Consider the following 13,118-nt stretch of genomic DNA (forward strand, 5'->3'; position numbering starts at 1 on the left):
AAAACATTCGTAAATTTAGTTCGGAGGGATGTATCCATCCCCAAAATCTCTATTATCCTGGTCAAAAAAGGTACTATAAGACTTATTGAATATTAAATTAACCGTACCTGTCGGACCGTTACGGTGCTTGGCCAGAATGATTTCAATTTCATCCTGTTCCTTCTGTGCGCCTGCACTTTCTTCCTCGCCGTCGCCCCGGGTATAGTAGTCTTCTCTGTATAGGAATGCGACAATATCCGCATCCTGTTCAATCGAACCCGATTCACGCAGGTCACTCATCATCGGACGCTTGTCCTGACGTGATTCCACACTTCTTGATAACTGTGACAGGGCGATGACCGGGCAGTGCATTTCACGCGCCAATGATTTCAGCATACGTGAAATTTCCGATACTTCCTGCTGACGGTTGTCGCTGCTGCGTGTACCGGAACCTTGAATGAGCTGGAGATAGTCGATGATGACCATATCCAGACCGTGTTCCTGTTTCAGTCTCATACATTTAGAGCGGATATCACTGACACGGATACCCGGGCTGTCATCGATGAATATTTTAGAGTCTGCAAGCTGACCGATTGCGGTCGTGAAATTATCCCAGTCCTGATGTTCAAGGTTACCTTGTCTCAGCTTGGTGGCATCAATCATCCCTTTGGAAGAGATCATTCTTGTGACAAGCTGGTCGGCACCCATCTCCAGTGAGAAAATTGCGACCGTATACTTGTCCTGGGACGTCCCCACGTGACCTGCAATATTCAGTGCAAATGCCGTCTTACCCATGGAAGGGCGGGCTGCAAGAATGATCAGATCGTTGCGGTTGAACCCGGAAGTCATGAAGTCAAGGTCTCTGTAGCCCGTCGGGATACCGGTCGTCATCGATTTCTGGCCGGCTCTTTCCTCGACCTGCTCGTACACTTCATGGACGACGGATTTCATCGACTTGAACCCTTCATTCCGGCGTGCTTCTGAAATGGACATGATTTTGGATTCGGCTTCATTCAAAATATCTTCGATTTCAAATTCTTCGGAAAAACCGTCCGTCGCAATTTCACTTACTGTTTCAATCAGTCTTCTGCGCAGTGAATATTTGGCGACGATATTGCTGTAGAACGTCCAGTTCAAGCTCGTCGGCACAAACTCTGACAGTTCACCCAAATATCTCGGTCCGCCGATAACGTTCAGCTGATCCATCGTGCGCAGCTGATTGGTCAGCGTCACGAGGTCGATATGTGTCCGCTCTTCACTGAGCAGCGCCATCGCATGAAAAATCTGCTGGTGTTCATTACGGTAGAAATCTTCGGGATCCAGTATTTCATAGATCGATATAAAAATTTCGGGATTGACTAAGATCGCACCCAATACCGATTGTTCTGCTTCAACATCATGCGGCATCTGGTTATTGCCATTCATAATCAATCCTTCCCTTCAATATGCATCATTTATTTTTCTGCTACATGAACTTTTATTTCAGCAGTTACTTTCGGATGAAGTTTTGCATTTATCTTATGGTAGCCAAGACTCTTCAAAGGCTGTTCCATATCAAGTTTTCTCTTGTCGATTTTAAGGTCGTGCTGCTTGCTGAAGGCTTCGACCACCTGTTTTGAACTGATTGAGCCGAATAAACGTCCGCCTTCACCGGATTTGGTTTTTATTTCAACTTCTTTGGACTCAAGTTCTTTTTTCAGCAATTGGGCATCGACCAATTCCTGTTCTTTTTCTTCTGCAACCTGTTCGTTGTGCTCTTTCAATTTCTGAAGGTTGCCGGGTGTCGCTTCCTCTGCAAGTCCTTTTTTAATCAAAAAGTTCTGTGCATAACCGGTCGCAACATTTTTAACTTCACCTTTTTTACCCTGATTCTTAACATCATTTAGGAAAATTACTTTCATTATTCTTCACTCCTGTTTTTTAAAGCTTCATCAATTACTTCATTCAAATCTTCATATGCCTCATCGATCGAGCGGTCTTTTATGAGAGTTGCCGCATTTGTCAGATGACCGCCGCCGCCAAGCTGTTCCATAATGATCTGGACGTTTATTTCACCGAATGACCGGGCGGAAATGCCGACCGAATCGTCTTCACGGTAAGCCATGACAAACGACGCTTTGACACCTTCAATCTGCAGCAGCTGATCTGCCGCCTGGGCAACCGTCACCGGATGGTAGCTCATTGTTTCATCCGATTTGACGATTGCTATGCCGTTCTCTGAAATCTCTGCGGATTTGATTAAATCACTGCGTGCGATGAACGTATCGATATCATCCTTCAGGAATGTCTGGGCAAGCACCGGATCAGCACCGTGGCTTCTCAGGAAGCTTGCGGCGTCAAACGTTCTCGATCCTGTACGCAATGTGTAGTTTCTCGTATCAACGATGATCCCTGTCAGCATGACCGTCGCTTCGATACGTGACAATCTCTTCTCGACATTTTGATACTCGATCAGCTCGGCAACAAGCTCACTGGCACTTGATGCATAAGGTTCCATATAGACGAGCAGAGGATTCGAGATGATTTCATCACCGCGTCTGTGGTGGTCGATCACAACTTTACGCGTCGACTTGTTCAGAATGTCTTCATCCAGCACCATGCCCGGACGGTGGGTATCTACAACGACGATGGTCGTCTTCGGATTCATCAGATCCCATGCATCTTCACTTGTCACAAAACGTTCCATCAGCTCTTCACGTTCGGTGATTTCATTCATCACCCTCTGCATCGTATCATCGATATCCTCATCATTTAAAATGATGTGTGCCTGGATGCCGTTCATCGAAGCAAGCCTTGCGACACCAAGTGATGCACCGATTGAGTCCATATCCGGACGTTTATGACCCATGATCAGCACATTGTCGCCTTCGAGCAGAATATCTCTGAGCGCATGTGCAACAACCCGTGCTTTGACCCGTGTCCGTTTTTCCATAGGATCCGTCTTACCGCCGTAAAACCTGGCATTGCCGTTTGCAGCTTTGATTGCCACCTGGTCACCGCCGCGGCCAAGCGCGAGGTCAAGAGATGACTGGGCAAGTTCACCGATTTCGATATATTCGTTGGTCCCTTCACCGATACCGATGCTGAGCGTAATCTGTACGCCGATTTCCTGGGAACGGTCCCGCACTTCATCCAGCAGATTGAACCTTGTATCTTCAATATCATTCAATATTTTCGAGTTTAGGACGATGATGAAACGATCCTGTGAAAAACGTCTGATATAGACGTTATGACGGTTGGCCCAGTCATTGATCGTATTCGTGATCGTGTTGTTCAGCTCACTCTTTAAAGCTTCACTCATGTTTTGTGTGACATCGTCATAGTTATCGAGGAATAAAATTCCGATGACCGGTGTCTTTTCTTCAACACGCTTCTGTAGCTGACGTTCTTTTGTAATATCAAGCAGATGAAGCGCCTTGTGCTCTTCTTCCCAAAAGATACGATAATTTTTATCTTGGTACGTGGACTCGATGACTTTCATATTGTTCGCCTTGAGCGACGTCATGATATTGGAGAACACTTTGTTGATCGGTTCCCCGATACTGTCATCCGTCAATACATTTAAAATCTGCGGATTCATATAATCAATTTCATCTTCATCGTTCAATAAAATCAAGCCTGCAGGAAGCTCATCCACAGCATATTTTCTCGAGCCGGCTATCCCATATACAATTTTTCTTGATCGTTCCTCACTGCTTGTAATTGAACGCATCAGGTACAAAAACAGAGCCAGCATTAAAATGATGCTGAATAATAACACGATAAGGCCTAATCGCACGTGATTGGCCATGACAAAGATATTCAACACTAATACATGGAATGCAGCAATTCCAAACGGGATATAAATTAGTTTTTTATCGATAATGTTGAACATCTGATTCACTTCCTTTTTAGTTTCATCAACAGTCTGAATCTGAATACCATTTCAAGCAGTCCGATTACGAGTGTCAATGGTCTGATGATTGCCAGCGGAATCAATATGATGACTGATAAAACTTTGTTCACCTTTTTTTCCAGAAGGAAGAAATAGGAGAAGCTCAGCCCGTGGAGGAATACTGCCCATTCCACTAAAACATATGAGTTGCTGATAATCGTACCGTATGTGTCTTCAGTTGTAGTAAAGAGCGAAACGATATACAGAATGAAAAATAAATATAATATGAATCGCGGGAACGCCCATTCGCTGAACGACATGTATGACCATGCCGGAAGTTCTTTATTTTGTAATAACAATCTTAACATCAATACAGTATATAGAATAACAAAAAATGAGATGACTGTAATATATGCCGGCAGCTGCGCGAACATCTGGGTAAGCGCTGCACTGAACATTTCAGCATCTACAAATCCGACGTTCAGTCCGCCCATATTTTCAATCTGTTCCATATACCAGCTTCTGAATGTTGAAAATGTTTCAGACAGCGGATTGATGACACCCATGAACACGAGCATGTTCAAACCGCCGACGACACTCAGCATCAATGCAAAAGTACCGTAGAACAGGGTCAACTCCTGTGAGAACCCTTTAGCCAGTGTATGATGAATCACTGCAGTCAGTATATATAGTACCACAACCCATATCCATAGAAGAGGGGAGAGGAACAGCAGTGCAGGAAACATGAAACTGATGAATATCAGCCAGAAATGATAGTTCGATTTATGTTTGATTTTAAGCAGGTAATAGACGACGAGCGGCAGAATAACTGCACCGAGTAAAACGCTCAACGATGTGATTGCGATGAACACAAATATGACCAGTATCGCAAGAAATGTTTGACCCAGTGAAACGTTTTGTTTCAAATAAACACCCTTTCCTTTCCAATACGCAATAAAGCTCCTACGTAAAAATAGGAGCATTTAATATTATTATTATACCTTTTTAAGTACTTCCTGACCACCCATATAGGGCTGTAGAACTGCTGGGATTGTGACAGTTCCGTCACTGTTCTGGTAATTTTCCAAAATCGCAGCCATCGTTCTGCCGACAGCAAGTCCGCTGCCGTTTAAAGTATGGAGCAATTCAGGCTTTGAATCTTTGCTGCGCTTGAATTTAATATTCCCGCGTCTCGCCTGGAAGTCTGTCATGTTTGAAACAGAACTGATCTCCTTGTAGTCACTGTAGCTCGGCAGCCACACTTCAACATCATATGTTTTAGAAGCGCCGAAGCCGATATCTCCTGTACATAAAATCACTGTGCGGTATGGAATTTCGAGCAGATCCAAAATGTTCTCAGCGTGTCCGGTCATCTCATCAAGCGCCGCCCATGAATCCTCCGGACGCTCCATGCGTACCATTTCGACTTTGTTGAACTGGTGCAGACGGATCAGACCTCTTGTATCCCGGCCTGCAGAACCCGCTTCACTTCTGAAACATGCCGTCTGGGCCGTAAATTTGACCGGCAGCATATCATCCGTCAGGGTCTCATCTTTATAATAATTCGTCAGCGTCACTTCAGAAGTCGGGATGGTGTACATGTCCATCCCTTCAATTTTGAACAGGTCCTCTTCGAACTTCGGCAGCTGGCCGGTTGAGTACATCGCCTCCGCACGGACAATCTGCGGCGTCATCATCTCACGGTAGCTGTTTTTATTATGCACATCCAGCATGAAGTTCATCAGCGCGCGCTCAAGACGTGCACCGTCACCCGTCTGATAAACATAGCGTGCGCCGGATACTTTCGCAGCACGTTCAAAATCAGCCAGCTCAAGCGCTTCTAAAATATCCCAATGGCCTTTCGGTTCGAAATCCAACGTCCTGATTTCTCCGGTTCTGCGGACTTCGACGTTTTCAGTATCATCCGCACCTTCAGGGACATCTTCATGGATCAGGTTCGGAATACCGCTCATCTCATCATGGAATTTTTCTTTGACTTCGTTCAGGCGGGCATCAATCTGCTTGATCTCTTCACCGACATCACGCATTTCCTTGATGACATCCTCTGCATCTTCCTTGTTCTTTTTCTTCTGTGCGATTTCACCGGAAACTTTGTTTCTCCGGCTCTTCAGCTCTTCGGTCTGTTTGATCAGATCACGACGTTCCTGATCCAGATTCAAAATCTCATCAATGACCGCCGGATCCATGCCGCGCTTCGTAACTTTTTCCTTCACCAAATCCGTTTCCTGTCTAATCATTTTTATATCCAACATATTCTCAAACCTCCATGTTTTTATTTTTTAGAAAATAAAAAACCACATCCCTTGTTGAAGGGACGTGGTTTTGATTACGCGTTGCCACCCTAAATTAGCGCCGGTTTCCGGCACTATCTCATTTACATAACGACATTTTTACATGCCGGCTACTTTTTATACGAAGGATAGAAATTCACATTATCTGCCGACCATTCACACCGACCATGGTCTCTCTGAAATTAGATGATGCTACTGCTTCCCTCAAAGTAGTGATTATTAAACTGACTTGGTGTCATTTTATAACGCGATTATAAAAAATGCAAGTTTTATGAGGCGGGTGGGAGGGGATGGAGTACCCGGTTGACATGAAATCCTTAACCGGCTGACGGTCGTGCCATAATCAGGATGCAGATGCGAAAAATGACACGACCCCCTCCTATAATCGAGTTTCGTGCCATTTTCATGAGATTTATGACATCAAAAGTCCTGAAGTGCTGCGTTCATGTCACTGATTAATTCTCCAGAGGGCATAACAAGCTATAAAATAAAGATCATATCTCTGCCTAAAACTTCAGTCCCGGTCTCTCATACAGCAGCTTGCCATCCGCAATCACTTTGTATGCGTGGTTGACGCCGTAGTGATAGGGAATGTACTCATGATTCGGCGCATCCCAAATCACGATATTCGCATCATCACCCGCTTCAAGCGTACCACGGTCTGCCGCATCAATCGCATGCGCCGCATTGACAGTCACCGCGTTCCAGATTTCGTTCGGCGTCATCTTCAGCTTCAATGCTGCAATCGCCATAATCATCTGCAGATTATCGGTGACACAACTGCCCGGATTATAGTCGGTGGCCAGACTCACAGCACCGCCGCCCTCAATCATGCCGCGGGCATCGGCAAATTCATTTTTGCCCAAATAAAACGTCGTCCCCGGCAATAATACCGCCACTGTATCCGAATCAGCCAGCTGCTTTTTGCCTTCCTCACTTGCTGCCACCAGATGATCGGCACTGACCGCTTTTTGTTCAATCGCAAGTTCGAGTCCGCCGAGCGGATCGATTTCATCCGCATGAATCTTTACGCGAAAACCTTTCTCACGTGCCGCTTCCATGTATTTCCTGGATTCCTCGACTGAAAATACACCTGTCTCAGTGAAGACATCCGCAAAATCCGCATATTCTTTGGCATCATCCAGCAGCTCGATCATCTCTTCCATAAATTCACCGGACTCACGACCTTTAGGAATCGCATGCGGGCCGAGATAAGTATGACGCATCGTAATCGGAAATTTTTCTTCCAGTGCCTTCGACATTTTCAGCTGTTTCAGTTCATTTTCCTTATCCAGTCCATAGCCGCTCTTACTTTCAACAGTCAAAACACCGTGCTGGATCATCCGTGTAATGTTCACTGACGCTTTTTCAAGCAGCTCGTCAAACGCGGCCTTTCTTGTCTGTTCCACAGTATTTAAAATGCCGCCGCCCTGTTCCAAAATCTTCAAGTAGTCGACTCCCTGGCGCTTCAACGACATTTCATGTTCGCGCGATCCGCCGTGCACCACATGCGTGTGCGGCTCAACGAGGGCAGGGGAGGCAATCTTGCCTTCTGCATCAATCACTTCAGATGCTTCGTACTCATCCGTCTTTTCACCTGCATAGACGACCTTGCCGTCCTTCACAACAATCACAGCATCATCGACAATCTTCAGTTCATCCATCTCTTTGCCTTTTAAAGGCTTATCCGACTTCTTAGGCAATATTAAAGATTTTATATTTTTAATCATCACATCATTCATTATTCATTCTCCTCCAGCATTGGAATATTTACGCCGCGTTCTTTCGCTGTATCAACTGCGATTTCATATCCGGCATCCGCATGACGCGCAACGCCCATGCCCGGATCCGACGTCAGCACACGTTTCAGACGGCGGGCTGCATTTTCAGTCCCGTCAGCAACAACGACCATACCGGCATGCAGTGAATAACCCATACCGACACCGCCGCCGTGATGCACACTGATCCATGAACCGCCGGCTGCGGTATTGACGAGAGCATTTAAAATCGCCCAGTCACCGACTGCGTCACTGCCGTCCTTCATGCTTTCCGTTTCACGGTTCGGGCTCGCAACGGAACCGGAATCCAGATGATCACGTCCGATGACGACCGGCGCTGAAATCTCACCGCTCGCAACGAGTTCATTCAGAGCGATCCCCATCTTCGCGCGCTCACCGTAACCGAGCCAGGCGATACGGGACGGCAGCCCCTGGAATGCAATCTTCTCACTCGCCATATCCAGCCAGCGCAATAACTTTTCGTTCTCGGGAAACAGTTCCCGCATCTTTTTATCGGCCACTTCAATATCCTTCGGATCTCCGCTCAGTGCTGCAAAGCGGAATGGTCCCATCCCTTCACAAAATAAAGGTCTGATATACGCCGGAACGAACCCCGGAAAATCAAAAGCATTTTCTACTCCTTCATCGAAAGCAACCTGGCGGATATTATTACCATAGTCGAAGACGACGGCACCGGCATCTTTAAATTCAAGCATCGCATCCACATGCTTCGCCATTGAAGCAGACGACAGTTTGACGTACTCCACCGGATTCGCTTCGCGCAGTTCAGCAGCAGCCTCCAGTGAATAACCTTCCGGTACATAACCGTTCAGCGGGTCATGGGCGGACGTCTGGTCTGTGACGATATTGATTTTAAGATCACTCTCAAGAATTTCAGGCAGGACTTTCGCCGCATTGCCAAGCAGTCCGATGGATAACGCTTTACCTGCATCCCGTGCCTCTTCAGCCATCTGTTTCGCTTCATCGAGAGAATAAGCCTTTACATCCAGATACTTCGTTTCCAGACGTTTATCTATCCGTGATTCATCCACTTCCACACAGATTGCGACACCTTCGTTCATCGTCACAGCTAATGGCTGAGCGCCGCCCATGCCGCCGAGCCCTGCCGTCAGAGTTATCGTTCCCTTAAGCGACCCGTCATAATTCTGGTTGGCAAGTTCCGCAAACGTTTCATAAGTCCCCTGGACAATTCCCTGTGAGCCGATATAGATCCATGAACCCGCAGTCATCTGGCCGTACATCATCAAGCCTTTTTTATCGAGTTCGTTGAAATGCTCCCAGTTTGCCCACTTCGGTACGAGAACCGAGTTCGATAATAAAACCCTCGGCGCTTCATCATGCGTCTTAAAAACCGCCACCGGCTTGCCCGACTGAATCAGCATTGTTTCATCTTTTTCCAGTTTACGCAGCGTATTTTCAATCGCTTCAAACGATTCCCAGTTACGCGCCGCCTTGCCGATCCCCCCGTATACGACAAGGTCTTCAGGACGTTCTGCCACTTCCGGGTCCAGGTTGTTATACAGCATCCTTAAAGCCGCTTCCTGTTCCCATCCTTTACACTCGATTTCCAAACCTTTTTTTGCAGTTATTTTTCTTGACATAATTACACCCCTTATTTAATTGCACTCAGTGCGAAACTCAAATTTTCAATATCCTTGCTGAAGTTGCGGTCTTTATTAATAAAATCCGCCACCATTCTGTATTCTTCAAATTTCTCCCGTGTTTTCGGCGACAGCTTTTCTTTCCCCTTCAGTTCAACTGCAGTCAGTGCAATCAACAGCTCGACCGCCAGCACATTTCTCATATTGCCGATGATATCCCTCGCATGCCTCGCACCGATGGTCCCCATGGATACATGATCTTCCTGGTTCGCTGAAGACGGTATCGAATCGACGCTCGCAGGGTGGGCGAGGGTTTTATTTTCAGAAACGAGACTTGCAGCAGCATACTGCAGAATCATCGCGCCGGACTGCAGACCTTCTTCCGGGCTTAAAAACGCCGGCAAGTCCCCATTCAATGCCGGATTTACAAGACGCTCGATGCGGCGTTCTGAGATATTGGCAATCTCTGCTGCACCGATTTTAAGCAGATCCATTGCAATCGCAATGGGCTGGCCGTGGAAATTCCCTCCTGAAAATACTTCTTCCTCGCTGAATATGAGCGGATTGTCATTCGCCGCATTCATCTCGATTTCAAGCTTGTCCTTTACATACACCAATGTCTGAAACGAGGCGCCGTGAACCTGCGGAATGCAGCGGATGGAGTAGGCATCCTGCACGCGCACTTCCCCCTGATGCGTAGTGAGTTCAGACCCCTCCAGATACTCAAGCATTTTCCCGGCCACGTAAATCTGTTCTTCATATCCTCTTGAAGCATGGATGTTGGGGTTATATGCATCCGTAATACTGTTAAGCGCCTGGTGGGTGAGGGAAGCTATCCACAGCGACGCTTCCATCAGACTTTCCGCTTCAATATAGTTTAGCACCCCCTGTGCGGTCATCGGCTGCGTGCCATTGATCAGAGCAAGCCCTTCTTTTGCCTGGAGCACGAGCGGTTCAATCCCGAGTGCATCCAGCACTTCGGCTGTCTCTTTCAATTCCCCTTCGTAATAAACTTCTCCTTCTCCCATCAATGTAATCGCAATATGCGACAGCGGGGCGAGGTCCCCCGACGCCCCGAGCGAACCTTGTTCAGGCACTTTCGGTATGATTTTGTAATTGATATATTTCTTCAACTGGTCTGCAAGTTCCGTCGTCACACCGGAATGACCTTTGACCAGCGTATTTAGTCGGAGAATCATCATCACCAGCACCGCATTCTCTGAAAATGGCTTTCCAATGCCGCAGCAGTGGGAACGGATCAGATTCGCCTGCAGATCAATCGTCTTTTCTGTCGAAATCAACACATCGCAAAATAACCCGAAACCAGTCGTAATACCGTAAACCGTCTTGCCTTCTTCGATGATATTTTCAACAATTTTCCGTGATGCTTTCAATTTTTCATAGGCTGCATCCGTGATTTCCACTGTCGATTCACTATTTCCCAGGAAATCTTTTATGGATTCAATGGACAGATTTTCCCCTGTTAATTTTAAAATTGACATGCGTTTTTCCTCCTTTTTCCATTAAAAAAAGACACAGTTACACGAAGTAACAATGTCTCTATTAACTGATATCTATGACAATTATATTTTATATGTGATTGATACCGAGACCGAGTGTCTCGTGTTCCTTGCCTTTGATCGGCGCACCGATCGTTCCGTAAAAACAGACTGCGAGCCATTCACCTTCGCGCTCATCCCCATATGGATTGCCTCTCACTACCGAGAATGACAGCCCGACTGTACGCATAATATCACCGACACTCAACTTGCCCCTGGTCACGCCTTCCGCCGCTTCAACAATCGCATGGTATAGGGCGTGCGTTTCACGGTATGTATCCGGATGGATGAGGTCACCGCGTTTTGCGGCCGTTTCCACTGAAGAAATGACTTTCTTCAAATCCATGGATCCCACTTTACCTGTGACCACTTTATAAGATTCAAACTGCGGACAGATGCCGAGTGCTGTTTCTTTATCTGTCAGAGCAACGAGTGTGGCAAATTTGCCGAACGCATTGTCCTTATTTGATGAATGTTCATTTGCCATTGGTCCGTCTACCTCTTTTATCTTCTGTTAACTAATGTCTACTCTTAATTATAGCGCTTTCATGAAAAGATTTCAATCCACTGTAAAGGGATAAAAAAGAAGAACGATATCAAATACCGTTCTTCTGGAAATACATTTATTATGTGCGTGATTTTTTAATCCAGCCCTGGCTGTATGAGAATAATAGAATCGCAATTGTGATGAGTAATGTAATGACGACGAAAAGCCAGTGTTGACCGCTCGCTATAAACAACGGCCCAAAAGTGATCAACGCGATTTCAACCGGTGCAATCGGCACATAGGCGAGCCCAAAATCATCCAGTGTTTCACTTTCCTGCCTTGGATCGGCCACTCTGATGAGGGCGATGGCCATCGCCACGGCACCTGTAATCCAGCCGAATGTGAATATTCCTTTTTCAAACCAGTTTTCCTGGAAGTAGTAACCGGACAGGAAACGGTAGAATGAATACGCCAGAACGATACCAAAAATCATCAGAATGATGAATGGCACCATATTTTGTGCGACAACGGTCAAGTTGATCGATGCGATACCGAAAGCAACCAGATAATCTGTTGCGCCGCCGCTGATTTTAGAAAATATTTCTTTATCAAGATATTTATCGGCACCGAATGCTTCTATCGCCAGCCTGATGAGCAAAGCAACGATAAAGGCGAGGGAGAATGCAGGAATTGCAACATTCGGCATCAGCTCTTCACCAAGTACGCTTAAGTAATAACCGATGCCTGTCGCAATCACGATAAACATGACATGATAAATTAATGGATCGATGACAATTGATGAAACTTTGCCTTCACCCATTGAATCCCATTCACTGTCGGGTAAAAGGCCGGAGCGTAAACCATGAGGCAGCTGCTTAAAGTCCTGTATATAGTTTGCCTGACCTTTGGCTGCCGCACGTTTGATCAGGACAAGTCCGATACTGATAGCCGTCAGTGCTCCGACGGTCGCTGAAGTCATTGCGATCGAGGTCGCTTCTTCAAAGCCCTGCTGGGCAAACGCATCACCGACTGCCGCTGCTGTACCGTGTCCGCCGACAAAGCCGGCTGCCAGCAGAAGACCGAAACCATTATGTAAATCAGAGAAAAAAGGTGCCAGAAAGACAAGTGCGAATAACAGGCCGAGACCATAGAACAATAACATGATCGTCTGTGAGTATGACCACAATCCGCCGACTTTCCCGATAACTTCCTTCACTTTAAATTTGCCTGTGGAGAATGGCAGCGCCGCAAAAACAAATGCGATCAACAAGCCCGGATAAGAGCCGATCAACTCTGTAAAAGGTAAAATATCAAGCGCATAGGGTCCCAAAATCAACCCTAAAATCCCAGCGATGATACTGGCAGGCATAAACGTCCTTTGAATAAAAACAATTTTCGCCCTCAAGAGAACACCCATAAGCAGCAGCCCTGAGATGATGGAGAAGTCGATTAAAACATCCCAAATAGTAAATTCCATATAAATCCTCCCTTATTTTCCTTATATTAA

Annotated in this window: 10 protein-coding genes; all 10 read right to left on the reverse strand. The window is 46.3% G+C overall.

Features of this window, described 5'->3' with window-relative positions; genetic code table 11:
* Positions 1–15 precede the first annotated feature (15 nt).
* The 10 genes from dnaB to BO48_RS09350 all read right to left on the reverse strand — a co-directional run bounded on the left by dnaB (position 16) and on the right by BO48_RS09350 (position 13,088).
* Positions 16–1,404, reverse strand: coding sequence for a replicative DNA helicase (gene dnaB, locus BO48_RS09305; protein ID WP_052255251.1), 1,389 nt, complete (start codon positions 1,402–1,404; stop codon positions 16–18).
* Positions 1,405–1,433: 29 nt separating this feature from the next.
* Positions 1,434–1,880, reverse strand: a complete 447-nt coding sequence (rplI, locus tag BO48_RS09310) for a 50S ribosomal protein L9 (protein ID WP_052255250.1) — start codon at positions 1,878–1,880, stop codon at positions 1,434–1,436.
* Positions 1,880–3,853 carry a DHH family phosphoesterase gene (locus BO48_RS09315; protein WP_496367179.1) on the reverse strand — a complete coding sequence of 658 codons (1,974 nt, stop codon included), beginning with the start codon at positions 3,851–3,853 and terminating at the stop codon, positions 1,880–1,882. The genes rplI and BO48_RS09315 overlap by 1 nt, the downstream gene beginning before the upstream one ends.
* 5 nt (positions 3,854–3,858) lie before the next feature.
* A complete protein-coding gene (locus BO48_RS09320) occupies positions 3,859–4,779 on the reverse strand; it encodes a DUF2232 domain-containing protein (protein WP_496367180.1) in 921 nt (306 codons plus the stop codon).
* A 69-nt stretch (positions 4,780–4,848) separates the two neighbouring features.
* Positions 4,849–6,126, reverse strand: coding sequence for a serine--tRNA ligase (gene serS / locus BO48_RS09325; RefSeq protein WP_496367181.1), 1,278 nt, complete (start codon positions 6,124–6,126; stop codon positions 4,849–4,851).
* A gap of 545 nt (positions 6,127–6,671) precedes the next feature.
* Positions 6,672–7,907: an imidazolonepropionase gene (gene hutI / locus BO48_RS09330; RefSeq protein ID WP_496367182.1), complete on the reverse strand. Its 1,236-nt coding sequence runs from the start codon at positions 7,905–7,907 to the stop codon at positions 6,672–6,674.
* On the reverse strand, positions 7,907–9,565 hold the full coding sequence (hutU, locus tag BO48_RS09335) for a urocanate hydratase (protein ID WP_496367183.1): 1,659 nt from the start codon (positions 9,563–9,565) through the stop codon (positions 7,907–7,909). The genes hutI and hutU overlap by 1 nt, the downstream gene beginning before the upstream one ends.
* 11 nt (positions 9,566–9,576) lie before the next feature.
* Positions 9,577–11,067 (reverse strand): histidine ammonia-lyase, encoded by a 1,491-nt coding sequence (gene hutH / locus BO48_RS09340; protein ID WP_496367184.1) that lies wholly within the window; start codon positions 11,065–11,067, stop codon positions 9,577–9,579.
* An 88-nt stretch (positions 11,068–11,155) separates the two neighbouring features.
* Entirely contained in the window at positions 11,156–11,611 is a 456-nt protein-coding gene (gene hutP, locus BO48_RS09345) for a histidine utilization transcription antiterminator HutP (protein ID WP_052255242.1), read from the reverse strand.
* A 139-nt stretch (positions 11,612–11,750) separates the two neighbouring features.
* Positions 11,751–13,088, reverse strand: a complete 1,338-nt coding sequence (locus BO48_RS09350; RefSeq protein ID WP_496367185.1) for a sodium/glutamate symporter — start codon at positions 13,086–13,088, stop codon at positions 11,751–11,753.
* Positions 13,089–13,118: the final 30 nt, after the last annotated feature.

It is taken from the genome of Lacicoccus kunmingensis DSM 17847 (assembly GCF_059568765.1).